This is a genomic window from Apilactobacillus intestinapis (assembly GCF_049166695.1).
GTDB classification, from domain to species: Bacteria; Bacillota; Bacilli; order Lactobacillales; family Lactobacillaceae; genus Apilactobacillus; species Apilactobacillus kunkeei_C.
In genome coordinates, this window is sequence record NZ_JBMHFD010000006.1 from 59588 (window position 1) to 82224 (window position 22637).

At 36.3% G+C, this 22637-nt stretch carries 24 protein-coding genes; 15 read left to right on the plus strand and 9 right to left on the minus strand.

The features are described from left to right. Positions 1-4: 4 nt before the first annotated feature. Positions 5-967 carry a baeRF3 domain-containing protein gene (locus ACOMA7_RS05100; RefSeq protein WP_421392385.1) on the minus strand — a complete coding sequence of 321 codons (963 nt, stop codon included), beginning with the start codon at positions 965-967 and terminating at the stop codon, positions 5-7. A 106-nt stretch (positions 968-1073) separates the two neighbouring features. Between ACOMA7_RS05100 and cls the strand changes: the two genes are divergently transcribed. Further along, positions 1074-2525, plus strand: coding sequence for a cardiolipin synthase (gene cls, locus ACOMA7_RS05105; RefSeq protein ID WP_301945787.1), 1452 nt, complete (start codon positions 1074-1076; stop codon positions 2523-2525). Positions 2526-2559: 34 nt separating this feature from the next. Here the strand turns inward: cls and pyrE are convergent, their stop codons facing one another. Both pyrE and pyrF read right to left on the minus strand, forming a co-directional pair. Further along, entirely contained in the window at positions 2560-3186 is a 627-nt protein-coding gene (pyrE, locus tag ACOMA7_RS05110) for an orotate phosphoribosyltransferase (RefSeq protein WP_421392388.1), read from the minus strand. After that, positions 3186-3905: an orotidine-5'-phosphate decarboxylase gene (pyrF, locus tag ACOMA7_RS05115; RefSeq protein WP_414827163.1), complete on the minus strand. Its 720-nt coding sequence runs from the start codon at positions 3903-3905 to the stop codon at positions 3186-3188. Before pyrF ends, pyrE begins: the two co-directional genes overlap by 1 nt. Before the next feature lie 270 nt (positions 3906-4175). Between pyrF and ACOMA7_RS05120 the strand changes: the two genes are divergently transcribed. The 4 genes from ACOMA7_RS05120 to ACOMA7_RS05135 all read left to right on the plus strand — a co-directional run bounded on the left by ACOMA7_RS05120 (position 4176) and on the right by ACOMA7_RS05135 (position 8247). Continuing rightward, positions 4176-5396: an MFS transporter gene (locus ACOMA7_RS05120; RefSeq protein WP_421392391.1), complete on the plus strand. Its 1221-nt coding sequence runs from the start codon at positions 4176-4178 to the stop codon at positions 5394-5396. 103 nt (positions 5397-5499) lie between these two features. Next, positions 5500-6417, plus strand: coding sequence for a DMT family transporter (locus ACOMA7_RS05125; RefSeq protein ID WP_421392393.1), 918 nt, complete (start codon positions 5500-5502; stop codon positions 6415-6417). Positions 6418-6635: 218 nt separating this feature from the next. Beyond that, a complete protein-coding gene (locus ACOMA7_RS05130; protein WP_301945794.1) occupies positions 6636-7535 on the plus strand; it encodes an XRE family transcriptional regulator in 900 nt (299 codons plus the stop codon). Continuing rightward, positions 7528-8247, plus strand: coding sequence for a hypothetical protein (locus tag ACOMA7_RS05135; RefSeq protein WP_421392395.1), 720 nt, complete (start codon positions 7528-7530; stop codon positions 8245-8247). Before ACOMA7_RS05130 ends, ACOMA7_RS05135 begins: the two co-directional genes overlap by 8 nt. 27 nt (positions 8248-8274) lie before the next feature. On the opposite strand, the gene ACOMA7_RS05140 is transcribed toward ACOMA7_RS05135, so the two are convergent. From ACOMA7_RS05140 to ACOMA7_RS05150, 3 genes are all read right to left on the minus strand, one after another. Next, complete coding sequence (locus tag ACOMA7_RS05140; protein ID WP_057198677.1) at positions 8275-8586, minus strand: hypothetical protein; 312 nt, start codon at positions 8584-8586, stop codon at positions 8275-8277. 490 nt (positions 8587-9076) lie between these two features. Further along, on the minus strand, positions 9077-9394 hold the full coding sequence (locus tag ACOMA7_RS05145; protein ID WP_421392397.1) for a hypothetical protein: 318 nt from the start codon (positions 9392-9394) through the stop codon (positions 9077-9079). 155 nt (positions 9395-9549) lie between these two features. After that, positions 9550-10413: an N-acetylmuramoyl-L-alanine amidase family protein gene (locus ACOMA7_RS05150; RefSeq protein WP_057198675.1), complete on the minus strand. Its 864-nt coding sequence runs from the start codon at positions 10411-10413 to the stop codon at positions 9550-9552. A gap of 128 nt (positions 10414-10541) precedes the next feature. Here ACOMA7_RS05150 and ACOMA7_RS05155 point away from each other — a divergent pair, with 128 nt between their 5' ends. From ACOMA7_RS05155 to lepA, 6 genes are all read left to right on the plus strand, one after another. Continuing rightward, positions 10542-11210 (plus strand): metal ABC transporter ATP-binding protein, encoded by a 669-nt coding sequence (locus ACOMA7_RS05155; protein WP_241772204.1) that lies wholly within the window; start codon positions 10542-10544, stop codon positions 11208-11210. Between the two features lie 8 nt (positions 11211-11218). Further along, a complete protein-coding gene (locus tag ACOMA7_RS05160; RefSeq protein WP_034534243.1) occupies positions 11219-12013 on the plus strand; it encodes a metal ABC transporter permease in 795 nt (264 codons plus the stop codon). Between the two features lie 76 nt (positions 12014-12089). Beyond that, positions 12090-12791, plus strand: coding sequence for a hypothetical protein (locus tag ACOMA7_RS05165; RefSeq protein ID WP_034532361.1), 702 nt, complete (start codon positions 12090-12092; stop codon positions 12789-12791). A gap of 75 nt (positions 12792-12866) precedes the next feature. Continuing rightward, the gene (locus ACOMA7_RS05170; protein ID WP_421392401.1) at positions 12867-14201 is read left to right on the plus strand and encodes a GH25 family lysozyme; all 1335 of its coding nucleotides are present in this window, start codon (positions 12867-12869) and stop codon (positions 14199-14201) included. Between the two features lie 103 nt (positions 14202-14304). Beyond that, positions 14305-14949: a TetR/AcrR family transcriptional regulator gene (locus tag ACOMA7_RS05175; RefSeq protein ID WP_217303961.1), complete on the plus strand. Its 645-nt coding sequence runs from the start codon at positions 14305-14307 to the stop codon at positions 14947-14949. 13 nt (positions 14950-14962) lie between these two features. Continuing rightward, complete coding sequence (lepA, locus tag ACOMA7_RS05180; RefSeq protein WP_421392406.1) at positions 14963-16756, plus strand: translation elongation factor 4; 1794 nt, start codon at positions 14963-14965, stop codon at positions 16754-16756. Between the two features lie 48 nt (positions 16757-16804). Here the strand turns inward: lepA and ACOMA7_RS05185 are convergent, their stop codons facing one another. From ACOMA7_RS05185 to scrK, 3 genes are all read right to left on the minus strand, one after another. Beyond that, positions 16805-17197, minus strand: a complete 393-nt coding sequence (locus tag ACOMA7_RS05185; protein WP_034532358.1) for a VOC family protein — start codon at positions 17195-17197, stop codon at positions 16805-16807. A gap of 18 nt (positions 17198-17215) precedes the next feature. Then, complete coding sequence (locus tag ACOMA7_RS05190) at positions 17216-18217, minus strand: zinc-dependent alcohol dehydrogenase family protein (RefSeq protein ID WP_034532357.1); 1002 nt, start codon at positions 18215-18217, stop codon at positions 17216-17218. Between the two features lie 261 nt (positions 18218-18478). Next, positions 18479-19363, minus strand: a complete 885-nt coding sequence (gene scrK, locus ACOMA7_RS05195) for a fructokinase ScrK (protein WP_034534175.1) — start codon at positions 19361-19363, stop codon at positions 18479-18481. 251 nt (positions 19364-19614) lie between these two features. Between scrK and ACOMA7_RS05200 the strand changes: the two genes are divergently transcribed. The 4 genes from ACOMA7_RS05200 (at position 19615) to ACOMA7_RS05215 (ending at position 22489) form a co-directional block, all read left to right on the plus strand. Beyond that, positions 19615-19998 (plus strand): fluoride efflux transporter FluC, encoded by a 384-nt coding sequence (locus ACOMA7_RS05200; protein ID WP_094750741.1) that lies wholly within the window; start codon positions 19615-19617, stop codon positions 19996-19998. Continuing rightward, the gene (locus ACOMA7_RS05205) at positions 19995-20345 is read left to right on the plus strand and encodes a fluoride efflux transporter FluC (protein ID WP_421392410.1); all 351 of its coding nucleotides are present in this window, start codon (positions 19995-19997) and stop codon (positions 20343-20345) included. The genes ACOMA7_RS05200 and ACOMA7_RS05205 overlap by 4 nt, the downstream gene beginning before the upstream one ends. A 274-nt stretch (positions 20346-20619) precedes the next feature. Further along, entirely contained in the window at positions 20620-21969 is a 1350-nt protein-coding gene (locus ACOMA7_RS05210; protein WP_421392412.1) for a reverse transcriptase domain-containing protein, read from the plus strand. A 91-nt stretch (positions 21970-22060) separates the two neighbouring features. Beyond that, complete coding sequence (locus ACOMA7_RS05215) at positions 22061-22489, plus strand: hypothetical protein (RefSeq protein WP_421392414.1); 429 nt, start codon at positions 22061-22063, stop codon at positions 22487-22489. Positions 22490-22637 lie beyond the last annotated feature (148 nt).

Genomic DNA, 22637 nt, shown 5'->3' on the forward strand with positions numbered 1-22637 from the left:
TGCATTAAAACTTCAATGTGATTGCAGCGTAGTCCAAGTTCATTGGCATTTGGCTCTTTGGAAGTAGTAGAACGTTTCCTGCGAAACCAATGGTAGTGATTGCTAAATCATTTAAAGTCTTGTTGTAGCTTTCTTCGCTAATGTATAAAGTATCAATCTTACCGGATAGTGCGTTTGAAATAATATCGCGTAAATCGGTTGCGACTAAACGGTGATCACTAGCTTTTTCGTATTTAATTTTGTTGTCGTTTGCTAACTTGTCAAAGAATTGTTGGTTCAATTCATCAATCATTTCAGAAATCTTGTCGGGACCAAGATCGTCCACATCAACCTTGCTTACGATGTCTTTCGCAAATGTCTTTTGGTCATCTAATTCGTTGAATAACTTACGGTTTTCTTCGCTGGCAACCACCACAGTTTGTAGGTAGTCATCGTCATCAAATAAATCGCTTAGGTATTCTTTAACCAACATGAAGTATTTGTTTTTATCGTTGTTTACAAGGACCGGAATTGGCTTGTTCACAAGGTTTAAGATACTAAAGTGACCGTTATCAACTCTTAGTAGCTTAAAGTCGTTATCGCGTAGGATTAAAACGCGGTAGTGAAGTTGGCTTTCGATTTCCTTGATTAATTGCGCCACGTTCATGGTGTCATCGATTGAGATTTGGGTCTTAACAGGTTGGGTTAAGTCAAATGAATGGATGGCTTTAAAACTAACGTATAGTGCAACACCAGAACCGTTTCCGATATGTTTTGCGCGATCAAAGTTGAATCTTCTTAATTTTCTTTCGTATCTTGGCCAGATATTTTCGTCGTGTTTTTGAATGAATTCTTCTTTAACAGTTTCGATTAAATTTAAATAATCATTTTTGTTACTAATTTCGTTAAATGAAACAATTAGTGAGATGAATGGCCCTACTTCATAATCCAAAGTTAGGGTATTTCTAAGCTCGATTGTCGACGTCATAGTCTAACCTCCTTAGATTTATATGCTTATAGTATATCATGATGAGCTAAAAGCGAAATATATTGTGCTATAATTATGCTATATTAAGCTTAAAGGAGGGATAATTATGCTTTTAAACATCCTATATTCCATTGTTCTAATTAATGAAATTTTGGCATTGATTACAGTCTTTAGAGAAGAACGTGATATTGCCGCAACATGGGCATGGTTATTAGTGCTTTCATTCCTACCTGTGCTGGGATTTTTGATTTATGCATTCGTTGGAAGAAAACTACCTAAAAAACGTTTATTCCGTTTCCAATACAAAGACAATAAATTGATGTATGACATCCTAAAAGAACAAGGCAAGATACATAACAATCCGGAAAAAATCAGAGCCGATGAGGTCTCATACTCATACAGAACACTTGTTAAACTGTTCAAAACCTCAGACGTTACTGACTTATCTAGAAGAAACCATGTTAAGGTCTTCACCGAAGGTAATCACTTATTTGATTGCATTATTTCCGACATTAAAAACGCTAAAAGTTCAATTAATATTGAATTTTATACCTTCTATGATGACAGAATCGGTCATCGCGTCTTAAAAGAGTTAATCAAAAAGGCTAAGGAAGGCGTTAAAGTCCACGTTATCTACGATAGTTGGGGTTCAATGGGAAACAAACATCATTTCTTCGATCCATTGCGTGAAGCTGGTGGATTTGTAGAACCATTCCTACACACTCACTCAGCCGTAATGGACTTCCGTTTGAACTTTAGAGATCACAGAAAGATTGTGGTTATCGACGGTAAGTACGGATACATCGGTGGTTTTAACATCGGTGACCAATACCTAGGTCGTAAGAAGAAGTTTGGTAACTGGCGTGATACTCACTTGAGAATCGCTGGTTCAGCCGTTCATCATCTACAAGCCCAATTCATCTTGGACTGGAATGTTACCGACATGGACCACAAGATTGATGTTGAAGAAACTAAGGGCTTCTACTTCCCTAAGGTATACCAAGAAGGTTCTACCAATATCCAAGTGGTATCCAGTGGTCCTAACTCTGATTTACAACAAATCAAATTGGGTTACATCAAAATGATTCAAAACGCCAAGAACTACTGCTGGATTCAATCACCATACTTGATTCCAGACGATAGTGCCTTAGACGCCATCAGAACTGCTGCTATGTCAGGTGTTGATATTAGAATCATGGTGCCATGCATGCCCGATCATCCATTCGTATATCGTGCAACTCAATACTATGCAAAACAATTATCAAAATATGGTGTCAAAATTTACTTCTACGAAAATGGATTTATTCACGCCAAGACCGTCTTAGTCGATGGTAAAATCGCGTCAGTTGGTTCCGCCAACATGGACTTTAGAAGTTTCAAATTAAACTTCGAAATTAACGCGTTTATCTACGACGAAGGATTGGCTGAACAATTACACTCAATCTACGTTAACGACATCAGAAGCAGTAAATTAATGACTTATGCGGACTTTGAAAAACAATCACGTTGGTTGAAATTCAAACAAGTATTTAGTCGTTTATTCTCACCAATTCTATAAACTAAAAAATCCCACATTTCGTGGGATTTTTTGTTTACATCCAGTTCCATGGATCGTCACGCCACTTACGTAGCACGACTAATTCATCGTCTGAAATACTGTTTTCTGCTTTGGCTTGTTCGATGATTGTGGAGTAGTTGGTTAATGTATCAAATTCGATACCAGCGTCCTTGAAGTTCTTAGTGCTGTCAGGAAGTTCGTATGAGAAGATGGCCACGACACCAATCACGTTGTAGCCTTCGTTCTTAAGTGCTTGCGCGGCGTTTAAAACACTCTTTCCGGTAGAAAGTAGGTCATCAATTAAAACGATTGGGGCGTTTTCGTCGATGCTTCCTTCCATTTGTTTACCACGACCGTGATCCTTTGGTTTTGAACGCACGTAAATCATTGGAAGGTCCATCTTGTCGGCAACGATGGCAGCATGGGGGATTCCGGCGGTTGCGACACCACCGATTACTTTTGCTTCGGGAAACTTGTTGCGGATTAATTCGGCTAAACCGTCTGCGATGTGGGTACGAACTTTTGGGAAACTAATGGTGATTCTATTGTCGGTGTAAATTGGCGCCTTGATACCTGATGCCCATGTAAATGGTTCTTTGGGTGATAGGGTGACTGCGTTAATTTTTAAAAGGTCTGAAGCGATTAATTGATTAGTATTCATTATTTGATTCCTCCATTAACTGCGTTGTAGATGTCTTTATATGTTTGCACCGGATTGTCTGATTGGGTGATGCTTCTACCCACGACGATTCCGCTAGTGTTTAATTCAAAAGCCTTTGTTGGTGTCACGACTCTCTTTTGGTCGTCGACACTGTTGCTGGGAAGGCGAATGCCGGGATTAATGCACTTGAATTCATCAGAAACCGCTTGATGAATTAAGTCGTTTTCTAGTGCTGAGGAGATGACACCGTCGGCACCGCTTTGACTGGCCATTTTAGCCAAGTGTGATACCGATTCGGCCATTGAAACGGGGACTAATTCTTCATCATGGAGTTGTTCTTCTGATGTTGAGGTTAGTTGCGTCACTGCAAGTAATTGTGGAGCGTCGACACCTGCTTGGTTAGCGCCTTCGTCTAGTCCACGTCTGGCAGCCTTAATCATTTCGCTTCCACCTAATGAATGAACGGTGGTGAATTGAACATCCAATTGGCCGATTTGTTTAGCAGCTTGTTGTACGGTGTGTGGAATATCGTGTAATTTTAGGTCCAAAAAGACGTCGATATTTTGATCGCGAAGCGCTCTAATGATACTTGCTCCTTCGCGGTAGAATAGTTCCATACCGACCTTTACCGCCAATGGTTTGACGTCTTTAAACGGTTCTAAAAATTTCAAGGCAGTGTCTGCATCGACAAAATCTAGTGCAATGAATACTGGTTTCATACGTTTCCCTCCAACAAAAAAGTCGTATAGCCTCAGAGACTATACGACAAATTAGGGTCCATTTATTCCGTTCGTCGATTTACTAGCCTCTCTGGACTAATTTAAAATCATATGTTGATTACAATATACGCTTTTCTCAGAATAAAGCAACCAAAAAATGAAACTTGCATTAGAAAAGATTAAAGAGTATAGTTTTATAAAATATCTAAAAACGGATATTTCAAAAAAATAAGGAACGACAGTGAGCGTTCATTTTGGAGGAATTGAATAATGGAAAACACGCAAGACCACACTTCAACGACTAAGGCTCAAAAATGGGTTTTAGCATCGACATCGATTGGACAAATGCTTGAAAGCATGGATATCTCATTCATCTCATTTGCAATGTCTTCAATCATTATCGGTTTACACATTAGTACTGCAGCTGCTGGAATGCTTTCAACAGTTACTACTTTTGGATCGTTGTTGGGTGGTATTTTATTTGGTCTTTTAGCTGACCGTTTTGGTCGAGTACGTATTTTGACCTACACCATCTTCATTTTCGCCATCTCAACTGCCGGAATTATGTTCTCCCAGAATTTTATTACTTTTGCTATTTTACGTTTTTGTGTCGGCCTAGGTGCCGGGGGTGAATATGGTTCAGGTGTTGCCATGGTGGCTGAATCATTCAAGAAAAAGCAATTAGGAAAGTCTGTGTCAATCACCACAATCGGTGGTCAAGTTGGATCAATGATGGCAGCCGTATTAGCTGCAATCATGATTCCAGCATTCGGTTGGCGTTCACTTTTCCTAATCGGAATTATTCCAATCTTCTTTGCCTTCATCATTAGAAAGAACCTAAACGAAAGCCAAGATTTCATTGATACAATGGAAACAGGCAAGCGTCCTAAGGTTTCTGTAAAGAAATTATTCGCAACACCAAGATTGGCATACCAAACTATGGCGCTAATCGTAATGGTAATTGTGCAAATCGCCGGATACTACGGTCTAATTAACTGGTTACCTTCAATCATGCAAAAGAAACTTGGTTTAAGTGTTGCCGGCTCATCACTATGGACAATCGTTACTATCATCGGTATGAGTGCCGGAATGTTAACATTCGGGACCATCCTAGATAAGATTGGACCTAGAAAGGCCTTTGGATTATTCCTACTAGTCGCTTCTGTAGCGGTATACGGAATTACATTCTCATTCAATGGTTTCACATTGCTACTAGCATCAACAGTACTTGGTTTCTTCTCAAACGGTATGTACGGTGGATACGGTGCCATCATCAGTCGTCTATACCCAACCGAAGTTCGTTCCACTGCAAACAACTTCATCATGGGATTCGGACGTGCGATTGGTGGATTCTCACCAGCCATTATCGGTTTATTGATGGAAAGCCATTCATTACTAGTAATCATGGCAATGCTATCAGTACTATACCTAATCAGTTTCATCACTATGATGACTATTCCTGCATTGAAAGGTCTAGCAGTTGAAGAATAAGCATTTATTCTGACGAATTAGGTTTTACATGTAATAATAATATATAAACTAAAAACCTCCCGTGCCGGGAGGTTTTATTGTACATAACTAAGGGGGAATTTTAATGTTATACGGACTCGGTATATTAGCCGGATTGGTCTTACCCATTCAGACCTCGGTCAATACAAACTTGAAGAATCGAGCTGGTGGATCACCATTTCTAGCTTCAATGCTATCGTTTACGATTGGAACCATCGCGTTACTTTTTGCCACTTTATTGAGTGGCAAATCACTATTCTTTTCTAGTCACTTGTTTACAAGCCAACCAGCATGGATTTGGTTGGGCGGATTGTTTGGTGTCATCGGGTTAACCACTAACGTTTTAATTTTCCCTTACCTAGGGGCGGTGCAAACGGTGATTATGCCAATTACCGGTCAAATCATCATGGGGATGATTATCGATAACTTCTCCTTATTTGACGCAGACCAACATGCATTTACCATTATCAGATTAATCGGAGTCATCCTACTAGTCATTGGTATCTTGATGGTTGTCCTAGACAAGAAGGCAAGCAATGGTGCCGATAAGGCTAAACAATTGCCTTGGCAGATTCTAGGAATCGTTGCGGGGATGTTTCAAGCTTCTCAAGCGCCAGTTAATGGCCATCTTGGAGTAGTACTTCACTCACCAATCCATGCGGCCTTTATCTCATTTTTAGTCGGTACCATCATCTTATTCGTGATTACCGGACTAGTTGATCGTTCTTACGTTCACGCCAAAGATGCGATTGGAAAGGGCAATCCTTGGTGGATTTGGCTCGGTGGTGTCTTGGGTGCCATCTTTGTTTTATCAAACGCATTCTTAAGCCCACAAATTGGTGCCGGAACCACCGTTGTTTTAGTCCTACTGGGTAACTTATTCGGAAGTGTAATGGTCGACAAATACGGCTTATTGAATTCACTGAAAAAACCGGTTGGCATTATGAAATATATTGGTTTAGTCGTGATGTTAATCGCTGTTGCGATTATCAAATTGTATTAAAAAAAGAGACCTCCCCGAGGTCTCTTTTTTATTTATGATTAAACTTAGCCATTTTCCACTCACATTAAAGGTATAATAAATGTTGATATGACAACGATGCAACTTTAGGTTGCGAGGTTGTCAAAGAGGATTATCCGCTTTTGGACGGGATGTTATATACATAAAAAATTTTTTAGTGATAATAAAAAGTAATTCGAAAAAAGGAGTGAAATGATTAAATGGAAAAAAACATATTTAGTAGAAAGTTGATTGATTTACGACGAAAAAATCAATTATCACAGGCTGGGTTAGCTAATAAATTATTCGTTACTAGACAGTCAATTTCAAAATGGGAAAATGGCGAATCCGAACCCAGCATCGACAAGTTAATTAGTATTGCTGAAATTTTTAACACTAGTCTAGATAACTTAATTATGGGTAACATGTCAGATAAAGATAAATTAGTTTCAATTAGTCATATAAATAAATCATATGACAACCAAGTACTAAACGATTTGAGTCTAGACATTTATGATAATGAAAGGATTGCTCTATTAGGTTTAAACGGATCTGGTAAGACCACAATGATTAGCATTATGGCGGGACTTAAAAATGCTGACAGTGGTGATGTGAAATTTAGTTTTAATCAGAAAAAAGGCTTAAAGCTAATGCCTCAAAACGACGTGTTGATTAATGATATGAAGGTTAGTGAACTACTTAAACTAACCCAATTACTAAACAAAGTAAAAGATAATAACCACATCGAATCCATGGTAAAAGAATTTAATTTTACTGAATTAATGGACCATTATGTTGGGTCATTATCAGGTGGACAAAAACGCAGACTATCTCTTCTATTAAGTTTAATGTCACCTTCAAAGCTACTAGTTTTAGATGAACCAACAGTAGGGATGGATTTGGAAACCATTGATATTTTATGGAACCATCTTGAACACGTTACCGGATCAATACTAATGGTGACTCATGATTTCAACCAAATTGATAAGTTCTTTTCGAGAGTCCTATTGCTAAAGGACGGCAGAATTGAAAATGACATGTCTGTTGACAAGATTCATAGTCATAATCAAACTGTTGAACAATGGTACCGCACTAATAACGGAGGTTTGAATCATGATTAATACAATTAATTTAAAAACAGTTTTACGTAATAAAAGATTTTTAATTTTTACAATCGTTTTTCCTGCGATTTGGTTTATTTTTATGGATTTAGGAATCGGCACATTTGCAAAAAATTTAACAATGACATGGTTTATTATCAGCGCGCTTATGGGCATAATTGGTAATTCAATCGTTACCTTTGGGAAAAGGATAGGGAATTCGAAGGAATATTATTTGATTTCAATTAAGACCACTCCTTATAACCCGTTTAGATGGATAATGGATTCGATGATTCAACAAATTCTACTAAATTTACTTATCCTATGTATATTGACATTGGAAGCGAGAATTTTTGGCGCAATTTCCTTTAACCTATCTACATTATTATTAATAATTATTTTATTGTCATTGGGGATTTACTTTAGTTTTGTCGGTTTTTTGATTGGGGTAGTTGCTAAAACCGATTTATTAGATGTGGCAGGCTTCCCATTTATGTGTGTGGTTGCTCTATTAATAATGCCTTTTTACACCTTCGCTCAAAACAAATTTTTTGATGTCGTTACTGATATTCAAAAAATATTCCCAGGATATTATGTTATTAAACTAGCCAACGTTATTCAAAATGGTGGTAGCTATGAGAAACTAGTTTGGTTATTTGCACTTACTTTTGTTATTCACGTAGCAATCATTTTATTACTATTCTTTAGGGAAGTTAAAAAAGGTATCGAATAAAAAAAGAGACCTCAATGGATCTCTTTTTTATATTAATATAATAATTAAATCAATTATAGTTTTAGCAAGAAATATACCAACGAAAAATGCAACTTCAAATACTAATAAGTTTTTTTGATATTGCCAATCCGTTAGTGGATAAAATTTCTTGTTGGATTCGTAGAAAATGATTAATGACAATATAATCGCAATTACTCCAAATATGATTTCAAACAGATTAGCTCCTTCGGGGTCCAATAATATATATTGAGTTAAATCACCCAGTACTAATAAACTGACCCCAGTTTCGAATCCAGTTAAAGCCATATTGACTAATTGAGACAAATGTTGCTTCTTCATTAAAAAATACTCCTATAAATTATTATTTTAGGTTATTGATAATTAGCGTCAATATAACCTTACCCAGAGATCCACCAATTAGTATTGATACATCGTATACTGCAAAATGTAGCAAGTAACGAAAATTTGATCCTAAAGGATATACCATAATTATTCTCAGGAACATGTATATGATTAGAAGGCCAATCGAAACCATTAATATAATGGAAAGGCCAAAATATATATATGAAGATTTAATAAAATCAATTTGCCATGAATATAGAATTGTTAGTGCTAATTCCGCTGTAAACCCTAGGACAATTCCAATACTGGCTAATTTGATTAGTCTATTTTTTGTCTTATTATCCACTATATTTCCCCCATAACTAGAATAGTTAAGTAATATTCTAATTATAGTGTAGGAAAAACATCTTACTATGGAATCCGTTTAAACTTATATAAAATTTTAATATCATAGAAATAAATTAATAAAGTAGAACATTTTTAATCATTAATTGATAAACAATTGTAGAATGAACTTACCAAACATTCCACCCAAAATAACCATGACATCATAAAAGACAAATGATGTGAAGTAGCCTATAATAGGCCACTTTTCGTCACTTTTTACGATACCAAGATAAGAAAAAAGAAAAACGACACCACAAATAGCAATTCCGCAGATGGAAAAGAAAACATCTATTGTTGATGAGCTAATTATTCTTGATGTCCAGTTATCAAAAATGGTTAAAAATACTTCTGCTAAAAATCCTAATGAGAGACCGACCAAAATGAGAAAGGAAAGTCGTAACTTAGTAGATTTTTTCATGATAGTATTTTTCCTCCGTTGATGTTACTTAATATGTATTTTATAGCCTAAATGTATTATAACTAAAAAATATAAAAAAGTTATAAATGTTGTCTTATAAACGTTTTGAGCACAAAAAAAGCGTCTAAATTTAGACGCGATGTATAATTTTTCATCTAATTGAAGTACTTATCGAGTGATTTTGCGACATCTTTTGCGACGTGTTCTTGGTAAGTAGAACTTTGAATATATGGAAGATCGTGTGAGCTATCCATGAAGCCCATTTCACATAAGATTGCCGGACGTTTGTTTTCACGTAAAACGTAGTAGTCACCAAATGAGACCCCACGATTTGAAACGGGGAGGTTGTCTAAACCGTCTGCGACTTGGTCAGCCACCTTGACCGCATTCTTGTGGTAGTTGTAGATCCCGTAACCGTTGGCTCTACCGTATCCGTTATCGGAATTGAAATGGAAACTAACGAAGAGGTCGGCGTGGTAATCACTGGCCATATCTGTTCGTTTTTTCAATGTCACGTAAGTATCAACGGTACGAGTCATCACGACATTGACATGGCGTCTTCTTAACTCGGCGGCCACTTTTTTAGCTGTTTGTAAGGTATACGTTTTTTCCATGTATTTTTGGTTGGCTGAAAGGGTTCCTGAATCGCCACCTCCGTGACCAGGATCAATAATGATTGTTTTTTGGGCTAACTTATCGCCGGTTTTGACGTCGTAATCATCGACGCCGACTAACCATGAAGGCACCCAACCCTTTTGACCGTTATATTTGGTGTACCACCAATTATTTTTGGACTTGATGATACTCAAATGACGACCATGTGGAATTGTTTCGACAACTTTTGATTCGTCATTGGGTTGTTCGCGTAGATATAAAGTAGCGGCATCAACCTTAGGTAATGATAAAAATCTGGCTAATTCGATTATTAAAATTACTAAGAGGATAAAAGTTACGACACCGCGGTAAATCAGCTTGTTGTTTGGTGTTTCCCTGAATCTAGTTATAAAACGATTAACCAAATTATCACCCCGATTGTATTATGTATGTTAAAATCAATTATATAACAAAAATTAATATATATCAGATGTTTGATTGTTTTCATAATCAGACTACAATGATATATAAATAATTGAGACAGTGAGGATTAATGATGAATACAGAATCCAATTTAATCTTATCAGTACGCGATTTAGACGTAGCTGTTAAGAACCGTAAATTAATTAACGATTTGTCTTTTGATATCTTCGCCAAGACCTTAACCTGCGTTACCGGTGAAAATGGTGTTGGGAAGACAACATTAATAAAGACTATTTTAAAACAATTTAATAAAAATGAACACGTCCAATCCAAAATCAAACGATCAGACATGCAATACATTCCTCAATTAAGAAATATTGATGATGACTATCCATTGACCGTCTTTGATTTTATCGGATTAGGGTTACAACATTCAATATTGCCATGGTTAAGCAAAAAAGAAAAACAAAGTGTCCAAAAAGTTATCGAAATGACCAAGTTACAAGATTTGGCCAATACACCTTTGGGAAGCTGTTCCGGTGGGGAACAACAACGTGTCTATCTAGCTCAAGCATTGGTATCTCAACCTAAGTTACTAATCTTGGATGAAAGTACCGCCAGTTTGGATAAAGAAGCCAAATTCATGCTATTAGACGTGGTTAAAAGCGTCATCGCTGAAACCGGAGCTTCCGTACTATTCATCACCCACGATCCGGTTTTAGTACAACAATATGGTGACTATGATTTAAATATTGCCAATCAATCCGGCACCATTAAACCAGTGAAGGAGGCCCAATAATGTTAGAAATGTTAAGTTATCCATTTATGCAATACGCCTTCGTCGCTAGTTTCTTCATCTCCATTCTATGTGGATTGATGGGGGTGTTCGTGGTTGCTAGAAAGACTGCTTTCTTCACCCACACACTTTCCGAAATCAGTTTCTCAGGGGCATCATTTGGTGTTTTCTTGGGAACCAACCCAATTTTAGGGATGCTATTATTCACCGTTTTAAGTTCATTGATGATCGGTACCGTTGGTTCAAGGGTGAGCCGTCGTGAATCCTCAATCAGTGTCTTTTCGGTATTCTTTATTGGATTAGGAATTTTATTCCTATCATTGGCTGATACCCAATCCAGTTATGCTACCAACATCTTATTCGGTAGTATTGTCGGAATTAGCTACAGCAATGTGCAAACATTGGTGGGCCTAAGTATCGCCATCATTGTAATTACTACTTTGATTTACAGAAAACTAAAATACAACTCATTTGATAACGTTGGTGCTAGTTTTAACTCCCGTGCCAACACCTTAGTATCAGTGATTTTCTTGATTCTATTGGCATGTACTGTCAGCGTGACAGCTCAAATTGTCGGATCACTTCTAATCTTTGCTCTATTGACCATTCCAGCCTCATCAGCACGCTACTTCGTGCACAGTATCTGGTCAATGACCATTTTGACATTTGTCTTTTCTTTAATTGGGACTTGGTTTGGTCTATACTTAAGCTTTGTAACGAACCTACCAGTGAGTTTCTTTATCGCAACAATCGAAACAATCATTTATATTATTGCGGTAATCTATGATAAAGTAACAAGAATTTAATACAAACTTTATTAACGTAACACTGATGTTTTGTTATACTGTTCTCAAATAGTTTTTTAAGGAGATGTCCTACATTATGAAAGCATGGAAGAAAATTTTACCTGCAGTTGCAGTTTTAGGATTAGTTTTAACTGCTTGTGGACAAAAGAAAAGCGACAATAGTGATGCATCAAGTTCAACTTCAACTACTCAAACTAGCAAGATGAGCTCATCATCATCATCAAGCAATGACAAAATTGCAAACAAATTAGGGAATGAAAAGCTACCACAAAGCAATGGTTTGGATTCAAACCAAAGCGTAAATGCTAAGTTGGACGGTAACAAGACCAACTTTACAATTAGCTACTTAAACAATGGTTCAACATACGCTACCTACACTAAGCACACTTATGAAAGTGATTCAGCTGCAATGCAACAAGTTGGCTACCAAGCTGCTGCAAACGTTGCTGGTCTACCATCAGTTAACTTAGGTTACAACGTTGTTGGTCACTCAGATAAGGGTGCCGGACAAGAATACATCCAAGCAAACTTTGGTAACTGGTCACTACTAACACACGGTAGTAACTTCGGTAAGTACAAGGGTGCCGCAACTACTAAGGGTAAGACCGTAGTAAGTTACATCCAAAACCACAACCTACCAGTTCCAGAAAGCAAGGGTAGCATTACCGCTGAAATTGATGGTTCAGCAACTATTACTTGGCAAATGGGTAATGACGTTTACTCAATTAAAGCTAACTCTCTAAACACAGCATTAGAAATGGTAACTTCACTTAAGTAAATGCATTAAAAAAACCAGGTTATTTTGACCTGGTTTTATTGTGACAAAAAATATTCGAAATGAAGGTATTGGAAAATGTATGATTCTAAAAAAATAAAACATTTATTATTTTCCGCGGCGTTAGGATCAACAATGGCCTTATCTTTGAATGGTATCAAGTCTCACGCTGATACAACTCAATCATTTAAACCATACACACCAGTGGCCTATGATATTTCTGAATTTCAGGGGCAATTAAATGATCAACAAGTAATGAATTTAAAGAATGAAGTTAAATTCGTTGTTTTAAGAATTCAAGATGGTCAATATCATGATCAACAGGTAAATAATAATATCAGCTTGATGGACAAGTATGGGATTCCATACGGTGTATACAGCTATAGTAGATACACCAACTCTGCTCAAGCTCAAGAAGAAGCACAACGTCTACATTCACTAGCACCGAATGCTAGATTCTATGTAAACGACTTTGAAACTGGTTTTACCAACACGTCCGATCAAAATGCGGTCAGTTGGGCAAACGAGATGAAACAACTAACCAATCAACCGGTTATCTTGTACAGTTCACAATCAATCTTGGATCAATTCCAACAAAGTACTTTGAATGCTTACAGTGCGGTATGGTTGGCTAATTACACCAACTACACCCCAAATCCAAAGTACAACTATGATTTGTGGCAATACACTGACAAGTACCAAAGTAAGGCACTAGGTGAAGCACTTGATGCCGACACTATTCCGGTTGGTGGTCGTAAGTTAGCATTCTGGACCACCGAAAAGACTGCTAATGGTCACAAGCGAACTGTTGCTAAGACAGGAACCGCTAGACACATCAAAAAACATGCTACAGCCAATGTTTTACATAAGGCCGCTAAGACACAAGTGATTACTAATACTACCTCTGCAAAGGCTAAAAAGGTACAATACACACCACTTGTTAATAAAGTAAGTCATCACACCAAGAAGCATGTAAAACGTGCATATCACGTTAAAAAACAAGCTACAAATAAGATTGTAACTGCTAACAATACTTACCAATATGCTCGTGTTACTACTAAAAAGGTGAGCCACAAGAAGGCTTACAAGAAGCACGCTAAAAAGCATAGTAAGTACACCTACAAGCTAAACCATGCTACAAAGAAACGTATTGCAAAAAAACATGCTAAGAAGTACAAGAAGCATACTAAGAAGAAATATACTTACAAGTTAGCTAAGAAGAAGACTCGTAAGCATGCTAAGTACAAATATGCAAAGAAGCTTACTTACAAGGTTAAGAAGAACCTAAAGCACAAGAAGCTACATCATTCTTATAAAACTAAGAAGCATAACAAGGCTAAGAGACACTACAAATACAGTGTGAAGAAGATTCATCATAAGCACGCCAAGAAAATGATTTACCGTGCAGCCTAAAATAAAAACGTCTGATTATTTCGATCAGGCGTTTTTTTGTTGTATTAATTTTCTTCTTCGTATACAATAATGACCAACGGTCAATTTAGAAGAGGAGCCAATCATGAATATTAAAACTGCTGATGAAAAGCAACAAAAACAAGCATTGATTGCAGAAACTGCACTCAAGATGTTTGAAGAAAATGACTTTTATGATATCTCCATCAACGCGATTGCGCAAAGAAGCCACGTCGCAAAGGGAACGGTCTTTAACTACTTCAAGACCAAGGAAAATATATTCATGCACCTACTTTTGGTGGGATATCAGGAATTCTTTTTACAAACACTAAACCAATTACAACAAGCCAAGTTAACAACCACAGATGAACTAAAATCGTTTTTACTAACTAACACCAAGGACTTAATTGAAAACCACCTAACATTAATTAAGTTAAACGCATTGCGTGGACCCGTTTTAGAGGGGAAAGCATCTAGAGAAGAGACGATTGAAGGTCGCAAGAAGTTATATGAAGTCCATGAACAACTAGCGCAATTCATTCATGATTCATTTCCATCAATCGACGTCAAAACTGCCAATAAAATCTTCATTATCCAAAGCAGCATTGCCAGTGGATTGATTAATTTATCGAATTTGGATTCGTTCAATCAAGAACCGATTCCGGGAAATATGGATGACTTCAAGGTTAGTATCCTAAACGACTCAATGGAAACTTTCGACTTTTATCTAACAGGGTTACTTGGCAAATAAAGGAGTAACTATGATGAAACAAGCAAATATTCGCAACTTCTCGATTGTTGCCCACATCGACCATGGAAAATCGACGTTGTCAGATCAAATCATGAAGATGACTGACACCTTTAGTTTCCGTGGCAATGAAGAACAGGTCTTAGACGACATGAAGGTCGAACAAGACCACGGGGTAACCGTTCGATCAAGAACCGTCCGTAATATTTATCGTGCCAATGACGGTCAAGAATACGAATTAAACTTAATTGATACACCGGGTCACGTCGACTTTAACTACGAGGTCGAAAAGAGTGTGTCAGCCAGTGACGGGGTCATCTTGTTGGTGGATGCAACCAAAGGAGTCCAAGCCCAAACGGTTGCCAACTACCGGATTGCTAAAAACAACAACTTAGTGATTATTCCGGTCATCAATAAGGTCGACAACCAAAGCGCCCAAGTCGATATGTGTGAACAACAACTTTACGAATTAGACGAATCGTTTTTAGAACACGACATTATCCATATCTCAGCCAAAACTGGTTTTAATGTCGATCAAGTCCTAGAGGCAATCGTCAACCGCATTCCAAGTCCCAAGGGTGACGAAACCAAACCATTAAAGGCGATGATATTTGATTCTCACTACGATTCATATCAAGGAGTTGTCGCTTACGTGAAGGTCATTGATGGGGTAATCAAGGCCAACGATAAACTAATGTCAATGAACCAAAAGGTGAAGTTTGAAACCCCAGAGGTGGGAATCTTTAGTCCGCAATTACTACCATTAAAGGAATTAAAGTCGGGTGACATCGGTTATGTCATCACAGGAATCAAGGATCCAGCCGACGTGCGTGTCGGGGACACCATCACCGGTCAAGCTCGTCAAACCAAGCAAGCGGTGGCTGGATATCAACCCGCTCACAGTGTTGTCTTTGCGGGAATTTATCCCAAGGATGCCGACTTTGATGATTTAAAAGTAGCGATGGAAAAGTTGAAACTAAACGATTCTTCGATTGAATTCGTTGAACACGTCTCAAATTCACTGGGCCCGGGTTATCGATGTGGCTTTTTGGGGATGTTTCATCTCCAAATCGTCCGTGAGCGCCTAATTAATGAGTTTGGGATGTCCGTGATTATCACTTCACCTAACGTTAACTATCGCTATACCACTAAGAATGATGCGACAGTAAAGACGATTAATAATCCGTCTGATTTACCTGATTTTTCGGTCTTAAAGACAATTGAAGAACCCTTCAATAAGGTTGTCATTGAAACACCGAGCGAGACGGTTAACGACGTGATGACACTACTAACTAAGAGTCGCGGAGTCCTATTGGACATGGATAACACGGATCAATTGGTGAAGATGACTTATAGCGTTCCGTTAGCCGAAATCGCGTTTAACTTCTTCAATCAATTGAAGTCAATTACCCATGGTTTCGCGACCTACGATAGTCAATTCATGGAATATGTCGAATCTGATATCGTCAAAATTACGATTGATGTGAACTATGCGCCGGTGGATGAACTAACCTTTATCGTTCACCGCTTGAGTGCCGAAAAATTGGCTCAAGAAATCGTTCATAAACTAAAATATGTAATTCCCCGCAAACTATATCCGATGCCTGTACAGGGATATATTGAGGGAAGAGTGGTGGCCAGAGTGGATGTTCCACCATTGAGAAAGAATGCGGCGGTTAGTGGCGACAAGAAGAGCGTTTCAAAGAAACAAGCACTATTGCGTCGTCAAAGTTTGAATAAACGAAAGAGTGCTAGTGAAGCCATTCAACTACCACAATCGGTATTCGATGCCATCTTAAATATAGAATAAAAAAAACACCCAAGCATAAGCTTGGGTGCTTTTTATGATCGAAAGATATTATTTTACAATTTGGCAAAATTCGATCTTTTCGTGATTAGGACCTTGAATGTTGAAGAAACGGATTCCGTTGTCCCAGAAAGTTGGGATTGATTGGATTTCGTCGTCTAAAACATCGAAGCCTTGTTCTTTAGCGGCTGCGAATGCTTTATCAACATCAGTACAGTTCATTGAAATATGGTTAATAGCACCATTTTCCATTGCAACTGGATCGCCTTCCCATGTTTCAACGGTTAGGTTACCGTATCTCATGAAGGCACAACGGTTTTCACCATTGTGGAATAAACCAGCTTGGTCAAAACCAAGTGATTTGTAGAATTCGATTGTTTTATCTAAGTCTTTTGATGGGATACCTACGTGTTGTAGACCATCAAAGTAATCGTTTAAAGCCATAATTTAAGCCTCCAAAAATTAGTCAGAAACTTTAACAACACATTTACCAGTTAGGTTTGAAGTACCGTTTAGGACACTTTCAACGTCTTCTAGTGAGATGATGTTGTCAATAATCTTTTCAACATTAACTTTACCACTTTGTAGTAGGGCAATAGCATCTTCGAATGAGTTAGGGTTGATGAATGCACCTTGGATAGTTAATTGTTTCTTGAATACTTCGTAAGTGTTCATGCTGAATTTTTGATCTGGAGCACCAACACCGAACATCAATACTTGAGCACCCTTAACAGTTGCTTCGATTGCTTGTTCTTGAGTAGCTGGTTGACCAACGGCTTCAATAACAACGTCGTATTCGGCTGGAATTTCTTCCTTAGTAGTGTTGATAACACGGTCGATGTTTAGCTTTTCTTTTTCAGCAGCTAATTTGTCATCATGACGACCAGTTAAGTCAACTTCTTTAACACCGTATGAACGTAGTAATTGTGCAAAGATTAGACCCATGTAACCATCACCAATAACTAGAGCTTTTTGGTAAGGTTTGATGTTTAATAAGTCCATACCGTGAACGGCACATGAGATTGGTTCACAAGTAGCAGCTGACTTCAAGTCAACGTTGTCTGGTAACTTGTAAACAACTTGAGTTGGGGCAGTGAAGTATTCTTCTAGACCACCATTTCTAGTAACACCAACGGCTGATAGGTTGTCACATAGTTCTGGACGAGCTGTACGACAGTAGTCACACTTACCACAGTAGATGTTAGGGTCAACAGTTACACGGTCACCAACTTTAAGATCAGTAACGTCTGAACCTACAGCTGAGATAACACCTGAGTTTTCGTGACCTAATACGATTGGAGGAACAGCGTCAGCTGAACCTGGTAGACCATTGTATAGTGCGTAGTCAGTACCACAGATACCAGCGTATTTTGCGTTGATAACAACTTCGTTTGCCTTTGGTTCTGGCATTTCAGTGTTTTGGATTTCTAATTGTTTCTTGCCTGTTAAAACTAATGCTTTCATAATTCAAGATCCTTTCCAAATTGAATTTTAAGTATTATTTTTTACGCAGTTGTGAATTAATTAAGACTTTCACAAACTTACAAGTATTATAATAACTCATTTTTTTAAAAATGAAAGTGTTTTGGTTAAATTTAATTCTTAAGTTTATATAAAAGTCACGAAAAAACGGCATATAACGTTGATATAATAACGTTTTATGCCGTGTAACTTTTTTTATAAAAAAATTCGATCAATTCAATTTTAGATTGTGTAAAACTGAACTTATTTAACTTGATGCTTAATCAAGGCATCTGCTAAAGCAAAGTTTCCGTAAGTTGCAGAGCCGTTTCCATCAAGGGTTGGAGTTGAAATGTATTCTTCTAGGTTCTTAATGTCAATATAGCCATTTAATAGCTTAGAAAATTCAAATCTAACCTTTTTGAGAAATTTTTCACTAACTACGCCACCACCAAAAATAATTTTGGCTGGTCTGAAGGTTAGAGTAGTTTGCAATGCAGCTTGTGCTACGTAGTAGGCCATGATGTCCCAAACGTGGTTAGTTTGCGCAACTTCTTGTCCCTTCATACCTAGACGGGCTTCAAATGTAGGTCCACAGACTAGTCCTTCAAGACAATCCTTGTGGTATGGACAGATTCCATCGAAATCTAGATCGTCTTCGTGACGTTTTAACTTCACGTGACCCATTTCAGGATGGCCCATGTCTCCTACAAATTGTCCGTTAATGATGATTCCAGCACCGACACCGGTACCGATAGTGTAATAAACCAAAGAATCTAATCTTTGGCCGCTATTTTTTAGATTAACGTATTCTCCGAACACTGATCCATTAACGTCAGTTGTCCAATACATTGGAATATCGAATTCCTCTTTAAATACTCCCAAAAAGTTTTCATTTGACCAACCAGGCTTGGGAGTTTCGGTAATGTAACCGTACTTGGTGGAATCTTTTCTAATTTCAATTGGGCCGAATGATGAAATACTTAGTGCGGCTAAATCTTCAAATTGTTTGAAGAAGTCGATAGCCTTACTAAAAGTTTCAGCAGGGGTAGTGGTAGGAATTACCAAACTATCTAACACTTGGTAGTCAGTGTTACCCACAGCACAAACGAACTTTGTGCCTCCAGCCTCTATGCTTCCCAGTAACATAAAGTTATTGCTCCTTATTTATATCTTCTTATTCTTATCTATAAATCGGTTTTAAAATACTTTTAAAAAATTTTTCTCTAAGATTTTAAGCTTTGTTTTTAATGTTTTTTAATTTTAGTTATCACTCTCTAATTATGATAAGTTTTCACAGACTAAATGTCAAAGTAAAAATGCTAATTGGTATAGTAAATATCTGACGTATGATAAGATTTATTATTATGAATGTTTATAAATAGAAAGGGTAATTTTAGATGAGAAGAGTAATATACATATTCATTCTAGCCTTTATTGGCGGTCTTTTGCGCGGTTACTTTACGCTTTTAGCTGGTGATGATCACTTTATCGCAACCATCATAATTAACTTAATTGGTGCGTTTGTCTTAGCGTTTATTACTGGTGCACTTCCTTATTTAATTGAGATATCTAATGATTTGATGACTGGACTAAGCATTGGCTTAGTTGGTGGGTTTACGACTTTTTCAACATTTTCATTCGACAGTATCAATTTATTTTTAAACCACAAAATTGGTATAGGTCTTTTATACGTATTAGTGAGTCTAATCGGAGGTTTAATATTAGCTCAGATTGGAACTAAATTAGGTCAAAACTTTGAAAATAAGGAGGATCAACTATGATTGAGAGTGTTTTAATCGTTGGTTTGGGCGCCGCAGTTGGTTCTCTAATCCGTTATGGTGTCACCAATGGACTAAAGAAGATGTTCTCGAAAAACGCCTTTCCGGTAGCGACTTTCTTCATAAATATCACTGGATCATTTCTGTTAGGATTGGTAAATGGACAACTACCTAAGAATACTTTTATTCTTTCTTTCTCAATTGCAGTTCTTGGTGGATACACCACCTTTTCTACCTATATGAATGAAACGGTACAATTAGGTACCAAGAAAAAGGTCATGGCATATGCATACTACCTATTAAGTGCATTACTAGGGATTCTAGCAGCATTACTTGGATATTTAATATAATATTTTATTAAATTTCCGCATTATGTATTAATAAATTCATAAATAGTATAATTATGACATTTAAAATTAATAGAAATTTAATTTGAAAGATTATACAGACTACAATAAAATTAATGATGGTATAAGATCAGATTTTGTGCTCGTGTTTCGCGAGCTTTGACTAAATTGTTAGGGGTGGACCTCCTAATCTTCGCTCAAAAGTATCATTACAATACTAAGAGACGCTATCGAAATGAGTGATCTTATACTTTTTTTGTACTCTGGAGGTAATGTTTTGCTTAAAGATTTAAAAACTGTAGAAGATTTGTCAATATATCTAGGTGTTAGTGTTGGACTAATAAATTTTGTGGTTTACGTTGAGGGAGTAGATTCTTTTTATGAGGAATTCTCTTTACCTAAGAAAAGTGGAGGGGACAGAGTTATATCATGTCCTAAGGGTCCTTTGAAGAAATTACAAAAGAGATTACAAGAAAAGCTTTCTCATGAATATAATGATAGATATGGTTCTTTTAATGTATCTCAAGCATTTATTAAGAAAAGAAATATAATGTCTAACGCTAAAGTACATAGAAATAAGAAATTTATCCTCAATTTAGATATAGAAGATTTTTTCGATGAATTTAATTTTGGTAGAGTTTATGGATATCTTCAAAAAAGTAATGATTTTAAAATGAATAAACAGCTTTCGGTAATATTGAGCAAAATATTTACATATAAGAATAAATTGCCCCAGGGATCACCATCTTCTCCGGTATTGACTAATTTTATTTTTAGAATAGTGGATTTTAAGATTTTGAAACTTTCAAAAAAATATAAGCTAGATTATACGAGATATGCTGATGATATGACATTCTCTACTAACGATTCCAACTTCGAAAGTATTTATATTAACTTTGTCGATGAATTAAGAGATTTACTTCATCGACAAGGATTTAAAATTAATGAAAAGAAGACAAGACTACAGTTTTCTTCTTCTAAACAAGAAGTTACTGGATTGATAGTTAACAAAAAAATTAATGTTTCTAGAAAGTATTACAGGGATACCAGAGCTCAAGCATATAATATGTATAAAGATGGATATTATTTTATAGATGGAGAGGGATATAGTAAATTAAATAAACTTGAGGGCAGGTTTTCTTTTATCAATCAAGTGAAACGTTATAATTACTTGATTGATTTAAGAAAATACGCAAAAATGAGTGATGATTATAGTGATTTTATAGAATCTATGACTAAATATAGACATTATCCTTATATAGGTGGATTTGATGAGCAATATCGTAAATTTTTGTTTTTCAAGTATTTTATTCATGGACCTAGACCAATAATCTTAGTTGAAGGAAAAACAGACATCAGATATATAAAAGCTGCTATGATGAAGTATTATTATAAGTATCCAGAACTTATTAAAAAAAATAATAAAGGGAAATTTGAATTTAATGTTGACTTTTTTAAAAGAGGAAACGAAGGATACTTAAAAGAAGGTTATAAGCGTAATGAGATAGACTATAACATTAAGGATTATTACCTGGGTCTATCAGGTGAAGGCGCAGGAGAACTTAATAAGATAGTTAAATATTGGGGAATTAATAAAGTCAATAATAAAAAAATAATAAAAAAATAATGATGAAAAAGATGAGAAAGATAGAATTAACTTAGATTATTATGACTACTTTGTAAGGAAGCTAGGTAACAAAAGTAAAAAAGTGATTTTATTGTTAGATAATGAATTTTATCACAAAGATAAAAAACCATTACGGAATTTTTTGGAAATTATTTATAAAACAAAGGAATTAACATGTCAATATCAAAAACTTATCTCTGAAGGAAAATTAGAGATAGCTAATAATCTTTATTTAATAACCTTAATTAAAAATAAAAGGTACAAAAATAAATTACAAAAATATATTGAAGACAATATTGGAAAATTTAAATATAATAACGATTTATCAATAGATATTGAGGATCTTATAGATTATTCAAAAATAACAATTAATAATAAAACTTTTAGTCGAAAAGTAAAAAACGATGATAAAGAATTTGGAAAGCAAACATTGTCTAAATATGTATATAAAAATTACGAAACGCTTGATTTAAGTAAATTTATTCCTTTATTAGACCAATTAAAGGAATTTTGTAAATAACAAAAAAAGAGACCTCCTACGGGAACTGCAACTATTATTTTGAACAAATAAATAAAAGCAGCTTTCTAACTCTTTAATTGGGCAACTGATTTTCTGTATTCTACAGGGGATTGGTTGCCTAATTTTGTTAATATTCGTGTATTATTCC